The organism is Aggregatibacter segnis ATCC 33393 (assembly GCF_000185305.1).
GTDB lineage: Bacteria > Pseudomonadota > Gammaproteobacteria > Enterobacterales > Pasteurellaceae > Aggregatibacter > Aggregatibacter segnis.
The window spans coordinates 1,380,637-1,401,022 of sequence record NZ_GL622200.1 but is presented as its reverse complement, the minus strand read 5'-3'; the positions used below and the strand labels follow the sequence as shown (position 1 = coordinate 1,401,022).

Genomic DNA, 20,386 nt, shown 5'->3' with positions numbered 1-20,386 from the left:
TAAAATTTTAATTATTTTTGATTTTTATTGGTTTTTTAACAGGAAAACGCCTTGCTCGGAAAGATGTACATAGGCTTCTTGCGATGCCGGGTTGAACTGTTCCGGGCGGCAGTTAATCAACAAATCTTGACCATGCCATACCGCCACAACTTCCCAATGGTTACCCATGTACACCGCACTTTTAATTGTGCAACGTTGCGCTTCTGTGCCGGTTTCATGCAGATAAACGGCTTCCGGGCGAACGCCTGCCAAACAATCACCGTCCGGTAAATTGAATTGGGCTGCATTGTTTAAGGCAAGTTCATAGCCATGAATGTTAACGGTATTTCCTTGCAATTTCGCCGGGAAAATACTGGATTCGCCCATGAAGTTAGCCAAGAATAAGGAGTTCGGGCGTTGATACAGATCTTTCGCCGGTGCTTTTTGCATGATTTTCCCTTTATTCATCACGATAACTTCATCAGATACCGCAAAGGCTTCTGTTTGGTCGTGGGTCACGTATAGAGACGTGATGCCTAGGCTTTGTTGTAATTCACGGATTTTTTCCCGCATCGCACGACGTAAGTTAGCATCGAGGTTACTTAACGGTTCATCGAACAGTAACACTTTCGGTTTGAGAACAAGCGCACGAGCAAGCGCCACACGTTGTTGTTGACCACCGGAGATTTGATCCACATAACGATCTTCAAACCCGGCCAAATCCACCAATTCCAAGGCTTCTTTAACGCGCTGTTTACGCTCTTCCTTGCTCACGTTTTGCATGCGTAAGCCGTAGCCGACGTTATCACCGATACTCATGTGCGGGAATAACGCGTAGGATTGGAACACGATACAAATATCACGGTTTTGAATAGACGATTTGGTCACGTCTTCTCCGTCAATGAAAATTTGTCCGGAGGTTGGGTTTTCAAGACCGGCAACTAAACGCAAAATGGTTGTTTTACCGCAACCGGATGGACCAAGCAACGTCACCATGGTGCCGCGTTTAATGGTTAAATCCAAATCATCAATTACCACAGATTTGCCAAAGGCTTTTGTGACATTTTTTAATACCAAGAAATCATTACTCATATTTTTTACCTACAACTTAATTCATTTTTTTCGCTTTGGAACGGGAAATGCGGGTGTCACCGACAATCCAGTCGAAGAATAAAATAATCGCCATCATCACCACGATTAAGATAGAACCGTATGCAATGGCAATCCCATACTCACCGTCTTCGACACGGTTTAGGATGTATGCGGTTGCTACACGGGTATCCGCAGTCACCAAGAAGATGATTGCACTTACTGTTGTCATGGCACGCACGAAACTGGTGACAAGTGCAGAAAGCAAGGCCGGTTTTAATAATGGTAACACGATATACCACAGGGTTTTCCATGAGCTACCTTTCAGAGAAAGGGAGGCTTCGTCCAGCGATTTATCTAATTGTCCCAAGCCTGCAATCGCCGCACGCATACCAATTGGCAAATCACGCATCACCATGGAAATCACCACGATAATACTGGTGCCGGTGATGTACATTGGCGCATTGTTAAAGGCAAGAATGTAAGAGACCCCCGCCACGGTGCCCGGTACGGCAAAACAAAGCATGGTTAAGAACTCAAGGGATTTTTTCCCTTGGAAGTCTTTACGCACTACGATATAGGCAATTAATAAACCAAAAATAGCAGTGAGTGGGGCGGCGATACCGGCGTAAATTAAGGTATTAATTAAGGAAGGCCACGCGCCGTCACTTAATCCTTGTCCGAACAGCATGGCGTAGTTCTTCAAGGTTAAGGTATAGTCCACACCCCAGTTGACGGTGAAGCTTCCGTAGAAAATACTGCCGTAAAGTGACAAGTTGAAGATAACCCAAGAGCCGAGCATGAAAATAATCGTGTATTTCAAGCCGGCAGGGAGTTCTTGTACATCGCCGCGATAAGATTTACCGGAAACGGTCACATAAGAGCGGTTACCAATCCATAAATATTGAATGATAAAAATCGCCAAGGAGAAGATTAACAACATGGAGCCAAGGGTACTGGCGGAGGCGTAATCTAATTGTGAACCGGCAATGTAGAAGTAAATTTGCGTTGCAATAACGTCGAAGCTACCACCCAACACCAACGGGTTACTAAAGTCTGCGAGCGATTGGATGAACACGATGAGGAACGAGTTAGCCAAGGCCGGGCGCAGTAACGGGAAAATGATGTTATAGAAGGTTTGATAACGGTTAGCACGCAACGTGTAAGACGCTTCTTCAATAGACGGATGCACGGATTTTAATGCGCCATCTAAAATCATGAAGGAAATTGGCGCAAATGCCAAAATCTGTGCAATGGCGATACCGTTAAAACCGTATAACCAGTTGTGATTGGTAAAACCGAAATTGGTGGATAAAAACTCGGTCACATAACCGGAGCGACCCAGCATTAAGGTAACCCCTAACCCGACGACAAACGGTGGCGTAACAATCGGCAAAATAGAGAAGATTTTACCGATAAATGCAGTTCGGCGTGCGATACGGGTCGTGTAAAGAGCAAAGGCTAAACCGAACACCGTAGAAACGATACCCACGAAGCCGGATAAAAACAAGGAGTTACTGATGACGCGCACAATGTAGCTTTGCGTCAAAATACGCATCACTTGTTGTGGTGCAAAGGTGTCCCCGTCGTAGAACATGGAGACAAAAATCGCCAATGTTGGGTAAACGATGAAGAAGAAAATCAGCAAAATAATGCAAAGCAAGGAGGCGATAATAAATTTGTCGCCTTGCATGACCTTTAACTTAGCAAAAGAGAGCGTAGCAAGTGCGGTGAAACCAATGAGTAAAACGATTACCGAATAGCCCATGCTGATTTTCAGCACGCTGGCGCTGATAAAAGTAAACAGCGTAGCAAGTGCTAATAAGTAAAGTTCCGCTTTGGCTTGCGTATTGGTTGGTAATTTTAGCCACGGCAATAAACCGTATAAAATTACCGGCAAGAACCAAAAGGCGGTAATGTTAAAAGACGACCAACCCATGGCATCATAGAATTCGTCGGCAGTACTGTCGAACAAGCCGTAATCTAGAGCGTGGGAAGGTAAAACCAAGTATGCAATTAAGGATAAAATGATCCAAAAATGAGCAGAATGTGTTATTGGAAGTTTATTTGCGTTCATACAACCTCGCATTAGTAGAAAAGTGAAGCAATGCAACAGCGCATTGCTTCTTTAATTTCACTATGGTTATTTGGCTAATTTGACATCATCGACCCATTTGGTGATGAGGCGTTTACGTAAATCGGTGGCGCCGTATTTGTCAAAATCATAGTTAATCAGGTTAACGGATTTAAAATCTAACGCATAAGGCGATTGTTGTGCCGTGGTATTGGTTAAAATGGAATAGGCTTCGCCTTTTTGCCATGTTAATTCTTGCGCTTCTTTAGATAGTGCCCAATCCACGAAAAGTTTGGCATTTTCAAGATTGCGTGCGCCTTTGATCACGCTGACACCACCAATTTCATAGCCTGTACCTTCGCAAGGTACCACTAATTCAACCGGAGCACCTTTGGCTTTTTCTAACGAATATTCGTGTAAAAAGCCGATGCCGATTGCTGTTTCGCCACGGGCGGTATTGCGAGTTGCTGTGTTACCGGATTTGGTATATTGCGAAACGTTTTTGTTTAACGCTTTCAAGTATTTGAAGGCTTCCTCTTCGCCCCAAAGCTGAATATAAGTGGCTAATTGAGTATAGCCTGTACCGGAACTTTGCGGATCCGCCGCTTGAATTTCATTGCGATACATAGGATCAGCTAAATCTTTCCAACATTTTGGTATTGGCAAATTGAGTTTTTGTAAACGTTCAGGGTTCACACCAAAACCTAACACACCAAGATAGATAGCAGAGGAATAGTTGCCTTTCGTTTTAGCCGGATCACGGAATTGTTCAACAATTTGTGGCAGGTTTGGTGATTTATACGGTTCTAACAAGCCCATTTCACCCGCTTGGGAATGCGGATCCATTGTACCGCCATACCAAACGTCACCTTGAGGGTTATCTTTTTCCGCATCGATTTTGGCTAAGATAGTGCCCGTGCCGCCACGAATAAAACTGGTTTTTACATCATATTTTTTCTCGAATGCCATGGCTTCTTGCTCGCACATGGTGTTTTGCGCACTGCAATAAATAACCAAGCGACCTTTTGCCGCAGCATTGCCACTTAATAACATCCCACCGAGTACAACGCCTGAAAGAGCTAACGCAATTTTTGAGAGTTTCATTTCAACACTCCTGTGTTTTTGATTTCGAGGTAACGCACTTTTGTTGATGTGCGTTCTGATGATAGTGATAGGCTCGCGTCGTAATGACACGAGCCATCAATATAAGAAAAGTGCGGTGAGAAAAATACAAGAATTTTCGACCGCACTTTAGCGTGTTATTTCGCTAATTTAACGTCTTGAACCCATTTTTCAATTAAGGCTTTGCGTTGTTCGGCCGCGCCGTATTTTTCAAAGTCATAATTGATAAGGTTCAATTTGTTTGGATCAAATGCTGTTGGAGATTGTTCCGCCGTTGTGTTAGTTAAGATTTGTAAAGATTCACCTTGTTTCCATGCCAATTCTTGACCTTCTTTAGATAGCGCCCAATCCACGAATAATTTCGCGTTGTCGATATTGCGTGCACCTTTTAAGATGCTCACGCCACCTAATTCATAGCCGGTGCCTTCACATGGCACCACGAGTTCCAATGGTGCGCCATTGCGTTTTTCAAGTGCGTAATCGTGTAAGAAACCGATACCAACAACCGCTTCACCGCGAGCCGCGTTACGGGATGGGGTGACGCCGGATTTGGTGTATTGGGAAACGTTTGGATGTAAAGCTTTTAAGAAATCAAAGGCTTTGTCTTCGCCCCAAAGTTGTACGAACGTGGCAAGCGCAGTATAGGCTGTACCGGCACTTTGAGGGTCAGCAATTTGTACTTCGCCTTTCAAACGTGGATCCGTTAAGTCTTTCCAGCATTTCGGCACTTCTTTGATGCCTAATTTTTCCAGACGTTCTGTGTTCACGCCGAAACCTAAAATCCCCATGTAAATGGCGGATACATAGTTGCCTTTGGTTTTTGCCGGATCACGGAAACGTTCTACGATTTCATCAATGTGTTTAGATTTGTAAGGTTCGATTAAGCCTAATTCAGCCGCTTGTGCTTGTGGGTCGAATGTACCGCCGAACCACACGTCTGCTTGCGGGTTATTTTTTTCCGCTTCTACTTTGGCAAAGGTGCTGCCTGAGCCGTTACGAATAAAGGAGGTTTTGACATCATATTTTTCACCGAATGCCTTGGTGGTGGTTTCACATAAAATGTTCGTCGCACTACAATACACGACTAAACGACCTTTTGCCGTTGCAGCTTGTGATGCGAGTAATCCACCGGCTAAAAGTGCGGTTGAAATTGCAAGAGAAAGTGATTTTAGTTTCATGTTGTACCTCTTTATTGTTCATAAAATGAAAATGTAATATGAAATGCGCTCAAGCAAGTGCTTTCAAGATTTTCATGTTACATAAAATACCCCTCAATTAATGTGAGAAGTCTCACAAAACGAAGAATTTTATGAGCGAATATGTTGCGTAAAAAATTAGTTGTAGAAAAATTGTTTGTAAATGGATCTATTTATGTCAAAAAAACGCTTTTTTCTTTATAATTTCGCTAATTTATTTACTCAATGAGAGAAAGGGAAACGGTATGTCAGAGCATCAAGCATCATCTTGTATTATTATCGCCATTGCAGGCGCTTCGGCTTCAGGAAAAAGTTCTATTGCCTCTACGGTGCACAAAGAGCTTTGTCATGAATTAGGCTGTGAAGAAATCGGTATTATTGCAGAAGATAGTTATTACAAAGACCAAAGCCACTTAGAGATGTCTGAACGGGTCAAAACCAATTATGACCACCCAAATTCTATGGACCGTGATTTGCTCATTGCCCATTTGAAAGCCTTAAAAGCCGGCAACGCCGTTGATATTCCCGTGTATAGTTATGTGGAGCATACCCGAACCGATGAGGTGACCCATTTCACGCCAAAACGTATTGTGATTTTAGAGGGGATTTTATTACTCACAGACGAGCGTGTACGCCAGTTGGCAGATATTTCCGTATTTGTGGATACGCCGTTAGATATTTGCTTTATTCGTCGTTTACAGCGTGATATGGAAGAACGTGGTCGTACCCTTCAATCCGTCATTGATCAATATCGTGCCACCGTGCGCCCGATGTTCCTGCAATTTATCGAGCCTTCCAAACAACACGCCGATATTGTGATTCCGCGTGGTGGTAAAAATCGTATTGCCATCAATATGTTAAAAGCCCAAATTATGCAGCTATTAAGTAAAAAATAGGAACGGATCATGAGATTGTGTGATACTGACATTGAACGTTATTTAGACGAAGGTTTGATTTCTCTTAACCCGCGCCCGTCAAATGACAAGATTAACGGCGCTACTATTGATGTCCGCTTGGGTAATTCTTTCCGTGTGTTCCGTGAACATTCCGCACCTTACATTGATTTAAGCGGTCCGAAAGAAGAAGTGTCGGCGCAGTTGGAATTGGTGATGAGCGATGAAATTATTATCGGTGATGATGAAGCCTTCTTTTTACACCCCGGTGTGCTTGCTCTTGCCACCACTTTGGAATCGGTAAAACTGCCGGCCAATATTATCGGTTGGCTGGATGGACGTTCTTCTTTGGCGCGTTTAGGTTTAATGGTGCATGTGACCGCACATCGCATTGACCCGGGTTGGGAGGGCAAAATTGTGTTGGAATTTTACAATTCCGGCAAGCTGCCGTTGGCGTTGCGCCCAAATATGATTATTGGTGCATTGAGTTTTGAAGTGTTAAGTGGCCCAGCTGCACGCCCTTACAGCAGTCGCAAAGATGCTAAATATAAAAACCAGCAAAATGCTGTTGCCAGCCGTATTGACGAGGACAAATAAATGAAAAAGATCGCAATCATTACTTTGGTCGTGATATTGGCGATCTTTGCATTTTTTTATGTCCAAATTCAGAAGTTGGAAACCAAGGTCACCGCTAAACTGGCGCAACATGAAACCACTTTCCAAGAGTTTAATATTGGCGTTTTTCCGCAGCCTTATTTGGCTTTTGAAAGTGTTAAACACAACCAAATTAGCATTGAAAAACTGACAGGCAAATTTCCCTTATCGGCAATGTTTTTTGGTGATGTCAAATTGCAGGAAGTCGACATTCAAAATGTTAAGCTCTCTGAAAACGCGCAAAACTCGGCAAATATTCAAATGCGTTTCTCTGATTTTTCCCTTGATAACATTACTCCTGACAATATCGCGTTGAGTGGTGATAGTCAGATTGTGGTGGAATTAGCAAAACCACTGTACGGTAACAATAGAATTTTTAATTTTCGCTTTATCAAAGGCGGAATTGAGCGCAGTAATGAGAGAAAACTTGCAGCCTATTTTGATCATGTTGTTTTAAATGAAGAGAAGGTGGGCTTTGTTAAAACGGAGTTGGATTTATCCCAATACACCAAACATCTCACTGCAGATATTGATTCCGGCTGCCTACCGAATTTGCCTTGTACTGCGCACTTGGATTATGTAAGCGAGCCGGAACAAAGTGCGGTCGCTTTTTCCGCTAAAAATTATCCTATTGAACGTTTGTTGACGTGGCTGACTTTCCCGAAAACCATTACCGGTTCCGCCGATGTAGAGATTGCCGTGCAGTTTGCCCATTCTCAAATCATTAACGGTGAATTCTTTTTCGATGCTAAAAACGGCGAATTATTGGGTTTGAATCTGTTGGACTTAGCAGGACAGTATTTACCGATCAATTGGAATGACGCAGAACTTAAAGAGAAAGTCAGCTTAAACACCAAATATGACCAAGCAACCAGCCTTTTCCGACTCAATGGGCATCAACTGGATATTGAAAAAATGTCGTTAAAAACTACCGCTCTTTTAGGAGAGGGAACTGGTGTTGTAGATTTGCAATCAATGCAATGTAACGTTGATTTAAATCTGCATCCGACTGATGAAAAATATGCGGAGTTCACTTTGCCAATTCGTTTTTTTGATAGCTGCTATTCACCGCAATATGAAGTGCAATTTGATAAAAACTTGCGCAGTAAAATTAAAGATCTTATTAAACGTAAATTAAAACAATAACGATGGTTGCTTTAAGAATTGTTCGACGCCTCAAATTTTTCCGCGTCGTTTTGTTGGCTTTTGCCGCTTTTGTATTTAACACCACCGAGTTTTTACCGGTGGCTTTACTTTCAGACATTGCTCACAGTTTTCAAATCCCCGTGGCGCAAACCGGGCTGATGATTACCATTTATGCTTGGATTGTCTCTCTCATGTCGTTGCCGTTTATGTTGATGACGGCAAAATTAGAACGGCGTAGCCTGTTAATTAAATTATTCATTATTTTTGTTGCCAGCCATATTTTGTCGGTATTGGCGTGGGATTTTTGGGTGTTGTTGCTTTCCCGTATCGGCATTGCGTTTACTCACGCAATTTTCTGGTCGATTACCACATCCTTGGCTGTGCGTGTGGCGCCGAAAGACAAAAAAGCACAGGCCATCGGGCTATTGGCGATGGGCAGTGCGTTGGCGATGGTGTTAGGTTTGCCGCTCGGACGGGTTATCGGACAGTTTTTAGGTTGGCGAGAAGCCTTTGGCATTATTGCTTTTCTTGCGTTTTGTATCCTCTTATTGCTTTATCGATTCCTACCGCACTTGGCTAGTCGCAACGCCGGTTCACTAAGTAGCGTGCCTTCTTTATTTAAGCGCCCGTTATTAGTGGGATTCTATGCATTAACTATACTTATTATCTCAGCGCATTTTACCGCTTATAGTTATATTGAGCCCTTCATCATTCGCGTTGGAGGAATGAGTGATGGTGTGGCTACCGCAATTTTATTGATTTTTGGGTTGTCAGGGGTAACCGCAAGCCTTCTCTTTAACCGCTTTCACCGTTTTGCGCCGGCCAAATTCTTGTTGACGTCTATGGCTATTTTAGTATTTTCTTTGATTTTGTTATTACCATTCAGTCATAGCGAATTTTCCATGTATTTACTGGCATTCGTATGGGGTGTTGGTATTTCGGGCATTGGACTGAGTTTGCAGGTGCGAGTACTACAACTGGCACCGGATGCGACGGATGTAGCCATGGCCATTTATTCGGGGCTATACAATATTGGTATAGGAGGAGGCGCGTTGTTTGGTAATCAAGTGATGCAACATTTTGGTTTAGCCAATATCGGTTTTTCCGGAGCGGCCTTTGCAGCGATGGGGCTACTGCTGTTTATTTATATTCATTTTCGCTATGGAAAAGCCAATAGCGGAAATAATCTCTAATTCGCTATGGAAAAGCCAATAGCGGAAATAATCTCTAATAAAAAGAAGGAAATTTTATGAAAAAATGGCTCTTGCAATTTGTTCAACTTGCGAAACAAGCCTTGGTTCGACACCCGGTTGAGCTTTTATTGGTGGCAATTTGTGGTGCAATCCCGATTTTTGCCCCTGAACCCAAGGCGATGATGGAGCGTTATGCCGACTTTTTGCTATGGGCGCCAATGGCGTTTATGTTGGTTAATTTGACCCATGGAAATAAATATTATCGTTTGAGTATTTTTATTCCTATCGCGTTTGGAGTGTTGGCGACATTGGTTGATCTTAACGATTTCACACAAAGTGCGCGTTTCGGTATTTTAAACCTTGCCGTATTAGTAATTTTCTTGTGTAAAAACGTGGCAAAAAACAACCGCACTTTTATGAGTATCTTGCTCAATAATATGCTCAATGCTGTGATTGCCACATTGTTTGCGCTGATCATCGGTGGAATAGGCAACGGATTGGCAGCAGCCATTCAAGCATTATTCCATGTGGATATGTATGCCTTGTCGATGTATTCTCGGATTTGGTTAGTGACGTGGTGGTGGATTTTCCCACTGGCATATTTAAGTTTGTCGCAACGAGAAAATCTCTTTAGCGGGCGTTTTAATGAATTAAGCAAGATTCTGCTAAACTGGATTTTATCCCCTGCGTTGGTGATTTATACTCTGATTATTTACGCTTATGCAGTGTCGATTTTGATCCAAGGTAAAATGCCGGAAGGCATGATCGCCAATGTGGCATTTCCTTATTTGATGATTGGCATTGTGCTTTATACCTTGCAAATCCTGTTGGATAACGAAAAATGGCAGAAGTTTTATCGTCTGTTGCCGTGGCTCAATTTATTGCCGTTGGTGATGTTGTGGTATGCCATGTCTATTCGCATTCAGTATTATGGCTTGACCCAAGATCGCGTGTATTTACTCATGGGGGCTATGATTCTTGTATTATGGAACTTCATTTTGCTCGTGCCGAAAATCAGACAATATCGTCTTCTTGCCGGCGTGCTGTTGCTAGCGTTATTAAGTAATGTTTTTGTGATTGACGCAAACCAAATCGCTTACCAAGATCAATTGGCTCGTTTTGATAATTTTGTAAAAACTCAACAATTATTAGATAGCAATGGCAAATTAACTGAAGAGCACATTAAACAATGGACAGCGACTCGAGGAAATGATGCTAAATTGTCTGACGAATTTAGCAATAGAACCTATGCTGTGTTATTAGGGGCAGATAAACAATGGGTTGAGGAATTTAAACAGCATTATGGTATACCGAAAGAAAAATCGCTTTATGAATGGTTGCCTGAATCAAATGGTTATCAAGAGGAATTAGTGCCTTATTTTGAGATTGAAAATAAACAAGAGCAGTTTATGGATATTCAGAATTACAACCGTTTCCTGTGGCTTAATGGCGAAGTAGCAGATCGTCGATTTACCATTAGTGAGCTTAATTCAAAAGAAGAGGATTGTCAGATTGGATTGGAAGCGGTTTTAGATTCGCACGGCAAATTAAATGGTGCTTATGTCAAATGCGGAGATTTCTTGCGCAACAATAACCCGCCGGATTTTTTGTTAAAAATACAACGAAAAGAGGGTGGAGAATACGTTACATGGAATCTTGATGCCTATTTGCGTGATTTGTTTGCCCGACACAATTTGGATATTCACAAAAAATACACTAAAAATGAGTTGGCCATCTTAACAAAAGACGCCAAACCTTATGTGGTGCTAGGTGACGTAGTGGTCTTTTTTGATTATTTAACTATTGAATATGACGAAAGAGGTGACTACAAAGGTTATGCCGCACAACGGCTATCCATTAACGGCGTATTCTATAAATAGAAGATAAAAAAGTGCGGTGATTTTTCACCGCACTTTTTGTTTATCGTTTTGCTTTCTTAATAAACTTCATCAAACGTTTACGTTTACGTAATTGATTCGGCGTGAGTTTATTTCGTTTGCCGGCAAATGGGTTGTTCCCCTCTTGGAATTGCAGACGAATCGGCGAGCCGATAATTTTCAGACTACGGCGGAAATGGTTGGATAAATAACGTTTGTAAGAATCCGGTAGTTTATCCACTTGGTTACCATGAATCACAATGATTGGCGGATTGTAGCCACCCGGGTGGGCATATTTCAGTTTCACGCGGCGACCGCTAACCATCGGTGGCTGATGCTCATCCACTGCAATTTGCAGAATGCGGGTAAGCATGGATGTGGTCATTTTCTGCGTGGCGCATTCATAAGCTTCTTTGACAGATTCAAATAAATTGCCGACACCGCTGCCATGCAAGGCTGAAATAAAATGTACGCGGGCAAAGTCAATAAAATCCAAACGGCGATCAAGTTCCGATTTCACGCGATCTTTCACCTCTTGATTCAATCCGTCCCATTTATTCACCACGATAACCAAGGAACGGCCGGAATTTAAGATAAAGCCAAGCAGTGATAAATCTTGGTCGGAAATATTTTCCCGGGCATCAATGGTGAGCAACACCACATTGGCGTCTTGAATGGCTTGTAGCGTTTTGATGACGGAGAATTTTTCTACCGCTAAATGCACTTTACCGCGTTTGCGTACTCCCGCCGTGTCGATTAACGTGTAATTTTGTCCATCGCGTTCCATTGGAATGTAAATACTGTCGCGGGTGGTGCCTGGCATATCGTAAACCACCACGCGATCTTCACCTAAAATGCGGTTAGTCAAAGTGGATTTGCCGACGTTCGGGCGACCCACAATGGCGATTTTAATGTTTTGGTTATCCGGCGTTTGTTCTTGCGCCAGTTCTTCATCTAAAAGTGCGGTGTCTTCTTCGTTTGAAAAATCGAAATCTTCGTCCCATTCGTCAAATTCAGCGACCTCGGAAGAAACATCTGTGATTTCGACCGCACTTTCTTCTGTTTTTTCTGCTTCTGCCATTTGTTCTGCTAATGGGGTAAGCACTTGTTCCATTAAGCTGGCGATACCACGGCCTTGAGAAGCCGCAATTTGGGCGATTTCACCTAAGCCTAATTGATAAAACTCGGCACAGTGGGAGTCAGCGTCAATGCCGTCCACTTTGTTGGCAACCACCACGGTGGTTTTGTTTTGACGTTGGCGCAAATAGTTTGCAATGCCGATATCCGCTGACGTTAAGCCGGCACGGGCATCTACTAAGAATAAAACGATGTCTGCTTCTTCAATGGCAAGCAACGATTGCTCCGCCATTTTTTCTTCTACGCCTTCTTCCGTGCCGTCGATACCGCCGGTGTCAATGACAATAAAATCATATCCGGCAAGATGCGCTTGGCCATATTTACGGTCGCGCGTCAGACCAGGAAAATCAGCGACTAAAGCATCACGGGTACGGGTTAGGCGATTGAATAAGGTGGATTTGCCCACGTTTGGACGACCCACCAAGGCAACTACGGGAGTTGTCATAAAAACCTCTTATAAATGAATGTGCCACGGGATCATTGATATCGGCACTTGAAAAATGGCTGGCATTATAGCGGATTTTGGCAGTGATGAGAAATGACAAGGGTTGGACGAAACAATTTATTTCTAAAAATCACTTTAAAATTTTTGCGTTGGTATTATATTAAAATAGACGAAAATTTGTACTGTTCATCTTCACGATTCATCAAGTTACCCTAAGCTGCTCAGAATTTAGCGAAAAATTAAACCGAATAATATGATTTAAAAATTAAAGAAATAAGGATAACTATGGCAAAAAGAAATTATTACGAGATATTGGGCGTAGATAAAAACGCCGATCTCGACACAATAAAAAAAGCGTACCGCAAATTGGTGCGCAAATATCACCCGGATGTTAGCAAAGAACCTGATGCGGTGCAGAAAACTGCCGAAGTGAATGAAGCTTATGAAACACTGAAAGACACACAAAAACGGACAGAATATGATGAAATGTTGGCTAATCCATTTGACGGTACAAGCCAAACGCGAGGCAACCCATTTGAGGGGGCTTACGGCGACACCAATGGTTTCCGTCATTATGAATTCCATTCCGGTGATGATGAGCCATTCGGGCAAGGAGATTTTCATTTCGAAGATTTATTCTCTGCCTTTGGGCGTCGAGGACAACAATCACATACTCGCCAAACAGGGCCAATGAAAGGCGAAGATCAGCATGCTGAGCTCAGTATTGATATTGCCGCCGCTTATGACGGCACTGAGCGTTCTGTGACTCTAAATGTGCCGACTATTGATGAATATGGCAGAATTACTCAACAAAACAAAACATTAAACGTAAAAATTCCGAAAGGTATTACGGAAGGACAACAAATCCGTTTGGCGCGCCAAGGTTTGCCGGGCATTAATGGAGGAGAAAACGGTGATTTATATTTGAAAATTCGCTTCCATGAACGCCCCGATCTTTATGTGAAAAATAAAAAAGACGTTTGTCAAACTATCGATGTATTCCCATGGCTGGCGGCATTGGGTGGCAAAATTCAGGTTGTAACCCTTGGCGGACGTCTGCAACTCAACTTGCCGGCTAACAGCCAAAATGGCAAAAGCATTCGTTTGAAAGGCAAAGGTATTCCGGCTAAAGAACCGGGTGATTTATATTTGAATATTCGCATTTTGGTGCCACCGGTTGAGGATGACGCCGGCCGTGCCGCATGGGAGCAAATTGCTACACATTTCGCCAGCAAACAGGCATAAAATAGAACAAGGAATTGAAATGATGAATCAAGATATTGATATCAAATTGAGCTTTAATGAAATGTTGAAAGTCTGTTCTGATGATCGTCAGTGGTTACTGGAACTGATTGAAGAAGGCGTGATTTCAGTGGATGGGCGACCCGAGCAGGCGATTTTCAGCGGTTTCCAAATGGCCCGCGTGCGTCAGGCTTGCCGTTTGCGGCATGATTTTGATGCCAGTGTACCTGCGCTAAGTTTGATTATGCGTCTATTGGACGAAGTAGAAGAATTACGTAAACAGAATCGTCCTTTTTCCTTACTGGATGAGGTGAAAATAGGCTAAAAGTGCAGCCATTTTTGATGATATCTTTATGTTGTTAATGAAATAATTTACCCGTATGTGATGTGTAGATTTTATTGTTAGAAACTTGAAAAGGAGAAATGCTATGTTAAAAAACATTGAAAAAGCCACAGTACTAAAACTTAATGATCTATTGACATATCAGGACGGACAGGTCATCAGTAAAACCTTCTCGCAAAATCCGGCGGTGGGATTGACTATGTTTTGTTTACCGAAAGGCGAAGAAATCAGTGCGCATAAATCACGTGGTGATGCTTTAGTTACTATACTGGAAGGCAAGGCCCGAATTACGATTGACACCACTGATTATGATGTCAATGCCGGCGAAAGTATTGTCCTTCCGGCGGACATTCCTCATGCGCTATATGCATTGGAAAATTTTAAAATGTTTTTGACTGTGGTATTTCCGAAAGAAGGAAGATAGTTAGAAGAGAAAGGAGGCGCTTGGGGAAAGCGCCTTTATTTTTATGTTTTGAATAGTTGCGCATTTGCTAGAATTAAGAAAGGTAGTTTAGTGAAAAAGTGTTCATTACTTATGCGATATAGAAACTCGTTACACATGACAAAAAGTAGTGAGGAACAATAAAAAATAAATTTCTGGCATCATTTTATTCTTTATATGACGAAGAGAATGTACTTTTAAAGATGAGTACGAGAGGAATAATGTAACTGATGAACTTCAAAGAAGTGGCGGAACGGACGGGACTCGAACCCGCGACCCCCTGCGTGACAGGCAGGTATTCTAACCAGCTGAACTACCGCTCCGAATTAGAATAGATAAAATTGGCGGAATGGACGGGACTCGAACCCGCGACCCCCTGCGTGACAGGCAGGTATTCTAACCAGCTGAACTACCACTCCGCACAGGTGAGGTGCATAATAATGGCGACGGAGCATTCCGTCAACTTTTTTTTTCTCTTTTGGGCTCACTTGTTTAATCGGTGAACGATTTGTTTAGTGCAAGGTTTCTTCTTGAGATTGGCGCGTCCACAAGCAATTATCTTTGCTTTTTTTATTGATTAATTTGAGGTATTCCAAATGCGCTTGCAGCTCCTCTTCAGTGGGGGTAAGTAAGCGTAAATTGTGTGAAAAAGCCACCGCACTTTGTATTTGCTGTTCGTTAACCTGTTGAATAATCTCCGATTCGTTTTCATCAAAAAGGCTGGTTTGCCCGCCGGTCATGGCAAGGTAAACGTCTGCTAGAATTTCCGCATCCAGTAACGCGCCGTGCAAGGTTCGTTTACTGTTATCAATGCCTAAACGGCTACATAGTGCATCCAAGTTATTTTTTTTGCCCGGATACATTTGACGCGCCATCGTGAGCGTATCAGTCACTTGGCAAATATCGTTGGTTTTTATCGGTAAGTTGAGTTTGGCAAATTCATAATCCATGAATCCCACGTCGAAGGGGGCGTTGTGAATTAACAACTCTGCACCTTTAATATACTCAATAAATTCATTGGCAATTTGACTGAAATCCGGTTTATCCGCAAGCATTTCATCGGTGATGCCGTGTACTTTAATTGCTTCAGGGTCAACGGGGCGATTGGGTTTGATGTAAATGTGAAAATTATTGCCGGTGTAGCGACGATTGATCATTTCCACCGCACCGATTTCAATAATGCAATGACCTTCATAATGGGCGCCCAGCTGGTTCATACCGGTGGTTTCCGTATCCAGTACAATCTGGCGATTTGGATTAATTTGAATACTCATAACTTGACTTTTTATCCGCAAAAATTTCGGGTATTATCGCCCCATTTAAAATAAATTAGTAGTCAATATGCGCAAACAAATTGAAATTTTTACCGATGGATCTTGCCTTGGCAATCCCGGCCCGGGTGGCATTGGCATCCTATTACGTTATAAACAACATGAAAAACAGTTGTCCAAAGGTTTCTTGTTAACGACCAATAATCGCATGGAATTGTTGGCTGTGGTGGAAGCGTTAAATAGCTTGAAAGAACCTTGCGACATCCATTTATATAGCGATAGTCAATACATGAAAAATGGCATTACACAATGGATATTCAATTGGAAGAAAAACAATTGGAAGGCGAGTAGTGGCAAACCGGTCAAAAATCAAGACTTATGGATCGCGTTAGATCAGGCTATTGCCCGGCATCATGTGGATTGGCGCTGGGTAAAAGGGCACGCGGGACATCGTGAAAATGAAATTTGCGATCAACTGGCAAAGCAAGGCGCCGAAAATCCGACATTTAATGATGAGGGCTATCAGCCGGAAGCGTAAATCTTCTTAAAAATAGACCGCACTTTATACGATGAAATATAAAGTGCGGTTTGTTTTTTATGCGTTTTTCATTTTTTGTTGTTATTACCGCGAAATTAGTGTGCGATGGCTAAAAATTCCTCAAAAAACGTTGGGAACGTTTTTGCCGTACAGTCCGGATCCAAAATGGTGATGGGCGTGTCGGATAACGCCACCAAGGCGAAACACATTGCTATGCGGTGATCGTTATAGGTTTCGATTTCTGCGGCCTTAAAATCTGTTAATTTTAAGGGTTGAATACGAATAAAATCCTCGCCTTCTTCCACGTCAGCGCCCACTTTGCGTAGTTCGGTTGCCATGGCGGTTAGGCGATCGGTTTCTTTCACTCGCCAGTTATAAATGTTACGAATCACGGTTTCCCCTTCGGCAAACAACGCGGTCGTGGCAATGGTCATGGCCGCATCAGGAATATGGTTCATGTCCATATCCACGCCGTGTAACGGAGCTTGTTCCGCTTCAATGAAATCCTCGCCCCAGGTGATTTTTGCCCCCATTTTTTCTAACACATCCGCAAATAAACGGTCGCCTTGGATACTGTTTTTGCCGATGCCCGTGACTTTCACTTTGCCTTTAATGGCACCTGCCGCCAAGAAATAGGACGCCGAGGAGGCATCACCTTCCACCAAAAAGGTGCCGGGGGATTGGTAAGATTGTTTGCCTTTCACGAGAAAACGTTGATAGTTTTGATTTTCAACTTCCACGCCGAAGATTTTCATCATGTTAAGGGTGATGTCGATGTAGGGTTTGGAAACTAATTCACCAATAATTTCAATTTCACTGTCGCCTTCTGCAAGGGGGGCTGCCATTAAAAGTGCGGTCAAAAATTGTGATGAAATGGAGCCGTCGATTTTAATCGTGCCACCACGCAAACCGGTGTTACGAATGGCAATTGGCGGATAGCCCTCGTTTTCTAAATAACGAATGTCTGCGCCTGCCTGCAACAATGCATCTACTAAGTGCTGAATCGGGCGCTCTTTCATGCGCGGTTCGCCGGTTAATATCACTTCATTTTGTGGGGAAGCGCCTTCACGCGCTAAACAAAGTGCTGCTGCCAACGGACGCATGGCGGTGCCGGCATTGCCTAAAAATAACGCTAAGCCGTCATGCCATTGAAAGGCGCCACCTAAGCCCTGTACCTCGCAGATGGATTTATCGTCAGATAGCGAATATTGCACGCCGAGGTGTTTTAAGGCGTTAAGCATGTGGCGGATATCGTCGCTGTCTAGCAAATTAGTGACGTTAGTCGTGCCGTGCGCTAATGCTGCCAACAATAAGGCGCGGTTGGACAGGCTTTTCGAACCGGGTAGGTTGATCGTGCCTTCCACATGGTGGATAGGGTTAAGGGTAATGGAAGTGGCGTGTTGCATAAATCGTCCGTTATAAGCCCAAAATGTCGCTAAGTTCGGTTAAAAAACGCTGATTTTCTTCCGGCAAGCCGATGCTGATACGCAAATGGTTCGGCAATCCGTAACCGGCAAGCGGACGTACGATGACGCCTTTGCGTAACAGTGCTTGATAAATCGGTGCGGCAGGTTGCTGCAAATCCAACATCACGAAGTTGCCCTTGGACGGCACATAACGCAAGCCTTTTTCATCAAAGAAGTTTTGCAATAATTGCAAGCCGATTCGATTATTTTCCGCCACTTTGGCGACAAATTCATCGTCTTGAATGGCAGCAGTTGCTGCGGCAAGGGCAAGACTGTTGCAGTTAAAGGGTTGGCGTACACGATTTAACAAGCCCGCAATTTCTGTTGAGGAAATGGCGTAACCGATGCGCAAACCGGCTAAGCCGTAGGCTTTGGATAGGGTGCGGCACACGATCAGGTTCGGATATTTTGCCAACAAGCCGAAAGAATCCACGCGTTCATTCGGTTCGGTAAATTCCACATAGGCTTCATCCAACGCGACAATCACTTGCGGTGGCACTTGGGCTAAAAAGTCGGCAATTTCCACCGCACTTGAGAAACTACCCGTTGGGTTATTGGGATTAGCGATGTAGATTAATTTGGTGTTGGGCGTGATCGCTTTCAGAAAAGCAGGCAAATCGTTGCCATAATTTTTCGCCGGAATTTCTACCCGTCTGGCATTCAAGGCTTGACTAATTAATGGGTAAACAATGAAGCCATATTGGGAATAAATCACTTCGTCTTGCTCAGAAGCAAAAGTATGCGCAATGAGTTCGATTAAATCGTTGGAGCCGTTACCAAGCGTGATTTGTTCAGGCTGTAAGCCGAATTTTTTGGCTACCGCTTGTTTGAAATAAAATCCGTTGGAATCAGGGTAAAGATGAAGATTGTCTAATTGTGCCTGAATCGCTTTTTTAGCACTGGGCGGTAAACCGAACGGATTTTCGTTCGAAGCGAGTTTGATGATATTTTTAATGCCTAATTCACGTTCTAATTCTTCAATGGGCTTGCCGGCTTGGTAAGGTGAAAGTGCTTTTACGCCCGCATTGGCACGATCAAGATATTGCATAAGATGCTCCGAGTAAGAATGAAAGGAAAGAAAAGTGCGGTAGATTTTTACGATAAGTTTCGACCGCACTTTTAAGAGGGCTATGCGTTTTCTTTGGCAAATTTTTGCATGAATTGGATCAATGCTTGTACCCCTTCAATCGGCATGGCGTTATAAATAGACGCGCGCATACCGCCTAACACTTTGTGTCCTTTTAACGCTTGTAATCCTGCTGCGGTGGCTTCTGCAACGAATTTTGCATTCAATTCGTCATTGCCCGTGGTGAAGGTCACGTTCATTAAAGAGCGGTTGGCTTTTGCCACGTTATTTTGGTAGAAATCGCTACCGTCTAAATAATCGTAAAGCAATTTAGCTTTGGCAAGGTTACGTTGTTCGATTTCCGGCAAACCACCGATAGACAATAAATGTTTGAACACTAAAGCACATAAATACCACGCGAACGTTGGTGGCGTATTGATCATGGAATCGCTGTTTTTCTGTGTTTCATAATTCCAAATCGATGGTGTGGCTTTGCGTGCTTTGCCAATTAAATCATCACGCACGATAACAATGGTGATCCCTGCCGGGCCAAGGTTTTTTTGCGCGCCGGCGTAAATTAAACCGAATTTGCTGATATCTATTTTGCGGGAAAGAATGGTAGAGGATAAGTCGCCCACTAATACGGCGTTGCCGACGTTCGGCACATCAAAAATTTCCACGCCACTAATGGTTTCGTTCGGGCAGTAGTGAACGTAATCGTATTGTTCGGCAATATCGCTAAAATCGAGAGATTTGACTTTGAGTTCATCGCCTGCTTCTAAAATGTTGATTTCATCAATTTCACCGAAAGAACGGGCTTCTTTCGCTGCGGTAGCAGACCAGTGTCCGCTGTTTAAATACAACGCTTTGCCGTTTTCACGCAATAAATTCATTGGAATGGCGGCAAATTGACCGCGCGCGCCGCCTTGTAAAAATAGTACTTGGTAGTTTTCAGGAATGTTATAGAGTTTACGAAAATCCGCTTGGGATTGGGCGATTAATTCCATGAACAATTTGCCGCGGTGGCTCACTTCCATGACGGAGGTGCCTTGGCCTTGCCAATTTAATAATTCTTGTTGTGCTTGTTCTAAAACTGCTTTAGGCATCATTGCCGGACCGGCACTGAAATTAAATACGTTTGCCATGGGATTTCCTCTGATTTAGTGAAAAATTTACTTCAGTTTTATCACCTCACCGTTTTCTAATCAATGAT

Annotated in this window: 18 protein-coding genes and 2 tRNA genes; 9 read left to right on the top strand and 11 right to left on the bottom strand. The window is 43.1% G+C overall.

What is annotated here, in order from left to right; genetic code table 11:
• Nucleotides 1–24 precede the first annotated feature (24 nt).
• The 4 genes from fbpC to HMPREF9064_RS02975 all read right to left on the bottom strand — a co-directional run bounded on the left by fbpC (nucleotide 25) and on the right by HMPREF9064_RS02975 (nucleotide 5,442).
• Nucleotides 25–1,071, bottom strand: coding sequence for a ferric ABC transporter ATP-binding protein (fbpC, locus tag HMPREF9064_RS02960; protein WP_006718954.1), 1,047 nt, complete (start codon nucleotides 1,069–1,071; stop codon nucleotides 25–27).
• A 16-nt stretch (nucleotides 1,072–1,087) separates the two neighbouring features.
• Complete coding sequence (locus HMPREF9064_RS02965) at nucleotides 1,088–3,145, bottom strand: ABC transporter permease (RefSeq protein WP_006718953.1); 2,058 nt, start codon at nucleotides 3,143–3,145, stop codon at nucleotides 1,088–1,090.
• A gap of 66 nt (nucleotides 3,146–3,211) precedes the next feature.
• The gene (locus HMPREF9064_RS02970; protein ID WP_006718951.1) at nucleotides 3,212–4,246 is read right to left on the bottom strand and encodes an ABC transporter substrate-binding protein; all 1,035 of its coding nucleotides are present in this window, start codon (nucleotides 4,244–4,246) and stop codon (nucleotides 3,212–3,214) included.
• A gap of 155 nt (nucleotides 4,247–4,401) precedes the next feature.
• Nucleotides 4,402–5,442: an ABC transporter substrate-binding protein gene (locus HMPREF9064_RS02975; protein WP_006718948.1), complete on the bottom strand. Its 1,041-nt coding sequence runs from the start codon at nucleotides 5,440–5,442 to the stop codon at nucleotides 4,402–4,404.
• A gap of 263 nt (nucleotides 5,443–5,705) precedes the next feature.
• Between HMPREF9064_RS02975 and udk the strand changes: the two genes are divergently transcribed.
• From udk to HMPREF9064_RS03000, 5 genes are read left to right on the top strand one after another with little or no spacing between them, the layout of a single operon-like run.
• On the top strand, nucleotides 5,706–6,356 hold the full coding sequence (gene udk, locus HMPREF9064_RS02980; RefSeq protein WP_006718946.1) for a uridine kinase: 651 nt from the start codon (nucleotides 5,706–5,708) through the stop codon (nucleotides 6,354–6,356).
• A 9-nt stretch (nucleotides 6,357–6,365) separates the two neighbouring features.
• Nucleotides 6,366–6,950, top strand: coding sequence for a dCTP deaminase (dcd, locus tag HMPREF9064_RS02985; protein WP_006718945.1), 585 nt, complete (start codon nucleotides 6,366–6,368; stop codon nucleotides 6,948–6,950).
• A complete protein-coding gene (locus HMPREF9064_RS02990) occupies nucleotides 6,951–8,153 on the top strand; it encodes an AsmA-like C-terminal region-containing protein (RefSeq protein ID WP_006718943.1) in 1,203 nt (400 codons plus the stop codon).
• Nucleotides 8,154–8,155: 2 nt separating this feature from the next.
• The gene (locus HMPREF9064_RS02995; RefSeq protein ID WP_006718941.1) at nucleotides 8,156–9,346 is read left to right on the top strand and encodes a sugar transporter; all 1,191 of its coding nucleotides are present in this window, start codon (nucleotides 8,156–8,158) and stop codon (nucleotides 9,344–9,346) included.
• A gap of 56 nt (nucleotides 9,347–9,402) precedes the next feature.
• On the top strand, nucleotides 9,403–11,226 hold the full coding sequence (locus HMPREF9064_RS03000; RefSeq protein ID WP_006718939.1) for a DUF4153 domain-containing protein: 1,824 nt from the start codon (nucleotides 9,403–9,405) through the stop codon (nucleotides 11,224–11,226).
• 40 nt (nucleotides 11,227–11,266) lie between these two features.
• Here HMPREF9064_RS03000 and der read toward each other — a convergent pair whose 3' ends face one another.
• The gene (der, locus tag HMPREF9064_RS03005) at nucleotides 11,267–12,805 is read right to left on the bottom strand and encodes a ribosome biogenesis GTPase Der (RefSeq protein WP_006718937.1); all 1,539 of its coding nucleotides are present in this window, start codon (nucleotides 12,803–12,805) and stop codon (nucleotides 11,267–11,269) included.
• A 285-nt stretch (nucleotides 12,806–13,090) separates the two neighbouring features.
• Here der and HMPREF9064_RS03010 point away from each other — a divergent pair, with 285 nt between their 5' ends.
• The 3 genes from HMPREF9064_RS03010 to HMPREF9064_RS03020 all read left to right on the top strand — a co-directional run bounded on the left by HMPREF9064_RS03010 (nucleotide 13,091) and on the right by HMPREF9064_RS03020 (nucleotide 14,814).
• On the top strand, nucleotides 13,091–14,050 hold the full coding sequence (locus HMPREF9064_RS03010) for a DnaJ C-terminal domain-containing protein (RefSeq protein ID WP_006718935.1): 960 nt from the start codon (nucleotides 13,091–13,093) through the stop codon (nucleotides 14,048–14,050).
• A gap of 22 nt (nucleotides 14,051–14,072) precedes the next feature.
• Entirely contained in the window at nucleotides 14,073–14,372 is a 300-nt protein-coding gene (locus tag HMPREF9064_RS03015) for a chaperone modulator CbpM (protein WP_032998189.1), read from the top strand.
• Between the two features lie 103 nt (nucleotides 14,373–14,475).
• Complete coding sequence (locus HMPREF9064_RS03020) at nucleotides 14,476–14,814, top strand: cupin domain-containing protein (protein WP_006718932.1); 339 nt, start codon at nucleotides 14,476–14,478, stop codon at nucleotides 14,812–14,814.
• 264 nt (nucleotides 14,815–15,078) lie between these two features.
• On the opposite strand, the gene HMPREF9064_RS03025 is transcribed toward HMPREF9064_RS03020, so the two are convergent.
• From HMPREF9064_RS03025 to dnaQ, 3 genes are all read right to left on the bottom strand, one after another.
• Nucleotides 15,079–15,155 (bottom strand) — tRNA-Asp (locus HMPREF9064_RS03025).
• Nucleotides 15,156–15,174: 19 nt separating this feature from the next.
• Nucleotides 15,175–15,251, bottom strand: a tRNA-Asp gene (locus tag HMPREF9064_RS03030).
• Between the two features lie 93 nt (nucleotides 15,252–15,344).
• The gene (gene dnaQ, locus HMPREF9064_RS03035; protein WP_006718929.1) at nucleotides 15,345–16,106 is read right to left on the bottom strand and encodes a DNA polymerase III subunit epsilon; all 762 of its coding nucleotides are present in this window, start codon (nucleotides 16,104–16,106) and stop codon (nucleotides 15,345–15,347) included.
• A gap of 67 nt (nucleotides 16,107–16,173) precedes the next feature.
• Here dnaQ and rnhA point away from each other — a divergent pair, with 67 nt between their 5' ends.
• The gene (gene rnhA / locus HMPREF9064_RS03040; protein ID WP_006718927.1) at nucleotides 16,174–16,641 is read left to right on the top strand and encodes a ribonuclease HI; all 468 of its coding nucleotides are present in this window, start codon (nucleotides 16,174–16,176) and stop codon (nucleotides 16,639–16,641) included.
• Between the two features lie 95 nt (nucleotides 16,642–16,736).
• On the opposite strand, the gene aroA is transcribed toward rnhA, so the two are convergent.
• From aroA to serC, 3 genes are all read right to left on the bottom strand, one after another.
• On the bottom strand, nucleotides 16,737–18,047 hold the full coding sequence (gene aroA / locus HMPREF9064_RS03045) for a 3-phosphoshikimate 1-carboxyvinyltransferase (RefSeq protein WP_006718926.1): 1,311 nt from the start codon (nucleotides 18,045–18,047) through the stop codon (nucleotides 16,737–16,739).
• A 10-nt stretch (nucleotides 18,048–18,057) separates the two neighbouring features.
• Nucleotides 18,058–19,155 carry a histidinol-phosphate transaminase gene (gene hisC, locus HMPREF9064_RS03050; protein WP_006718924.1) on the bottom strand — a complete coding sequence of 366 codons (1,098 nt, stop codon included), beginning with the start codon at nucleotides 19,153–19,155 and terminating at the stop codon, nucleotides 18,058–18,060.
• A gap of 80 nt (nucleotides 19,156–19,235) precedes the next feature.
• Nucleotides 19,236–20,318 (bottom strand): 3-phosphoserine/phosphohydroxythreonine transaminase, encoded by a 1,083-nt coding sequence (serC, locus tag HMPREF9064_RS03055; protein WP_006718923.1) that lies wholly within the window; start codon nucleotides 20,316–20,318, stop codon nucleotides 19,236–19,238.
• Nucleotides 20,319–20,386: the final 68 nt, after the last annotated feature.

What these genes read in the sequence shown, in the direction of transcription:
- fbpC (WP_006718954.1), bottom strand. Translation starts at nt 1,071, where the DNA reads ATGAGTAATGATTTCTTGGTATTAAAAAATGTCACAAAAGCCTTTGGC.
- HMPREF9064_RS02965 (WP_006718953.1), bottom strand. Translation starts at nt 3,145, where the DNA reads ATGAACGCAAATAAACTTCCAATAACACATTCTGCTCATTTTTGGATC.
- HMPREF9064_RS02970 (WP_006718951.1), bottom strand. Translation starts at nt 4,246, where the DNA reads ATGAAACTCTCAAAAATTGCGTTAGCTCTTTCAGGCGTTGTACTCGGT.
- HMPREF9064_RS02975 (WP_006718948.1), bottom strand. Translation starts at nt 5,442, where the DNA reads ATGAAACTAAAATCACTTTCTCTTGCAATTTCAACCGCACTTTTAGCC.
- udk (WP_006718946.1), top strand. Translation starts at nt 5,706, where the DNA reads ATGTCAGAGCATCAAGCATCATCTTGTATTATTATCGCCATTGCAGGC.
- dcd (WP_006718945.1), top strand. Translation starts at nt 6,366, where the DNA reads ATGAGATTGTGTGATACTGACATTGAACGTTATTTAGACGAAGGTTTG.
- HMPREF9064_RS02990 (WP_006718943.1), top strand. Translation starts at nt 6,951, where the DNA reads ATGAAAAAGATCGCAATCATTACTTTGGTCGTGATATTGGCGATCTTT.
- HMPREF9064_RS02995 (WP_006718941.1), top strand. Translation starts at nt 8,156, where the DNA reads ATGGTTGCTTTAAGAATTGTTCGACGCCTCAAATTTTTCCGCGTCGTT.
- HMPREF9064_RS03000 (WP_006718939.1), top strand. Translation starts at nt 9,403, where the DNA reads ATGAAAAAATGGCTCTTGCAATTTGTTCAACTTGCGAAACAAGCCTTG.
- der (WP_006718937.1), bottom strand. Translation starts at nt 12,805, where the DNA reads ATGACAACTCCCGTAGTTGCCTTGGTGGGTCGTCCAAACGTGGGCAAA.
- HMPREF9064_RS03010 (WP_006718935.1), top strand. Translation starts at nt 13,091, where the DNA reads ATGGCAAAAAGAAATTATTACGAGATATTGGGCGTAGATAAAAACGCC.
- HMPREF9064_RS03015 (WP_032998189.1), top strand. Translation starts at nt 14,073, where the DNA reads ATGAATCAAGATATTGATATCAAATTGAGCTTTAATGAAATGTTGAAA.
- HMPREF9064_RS03020 (WP_006718932.1), top strand. Translation starts at nt 14,476, where the DNA reads ATGTTAAAAAACATTGAAAAAGCCACAGTACTAAAACTTAATGATCTA.
- dnaQ (WP_006718929.1), bottom strand. Translation starts at nt 16,106, where the DNA reads ATGAGTATTCAAATTAATCCAAATCGCCAGATTGTACTGGATACGGAA.
- rnhA (WP_006718927.1), top strand. Translation starts at nt 16,174, where the DNA reads ATGCGCAAACAAATTGAAATTTTTACCGATGGATCTTGCCTTGGCAAT.
- aroA (WP_006718926.1), bottom strand. Translation starts at nt 18,047, where the DNA reads ATGCAACACGCCACTTCCATTACCCTTAACCCTATCCACCATGTGGAA.
- hisC (WP_006718924.1), bottom strand. Translation starts at nt 19,155, where the DNA reads ATGCAATATCTTGATCGTGCCAATGCGGGCGTAAAAGCACTTTCACCT.
- serC (WP_006718923.1), bottom strand. Translation starts at nt 20,318, where the DNA reads ATGGCAAACGTATTTAATTTCAGTGCCGGTCCGGCAATGATGCCTAAA.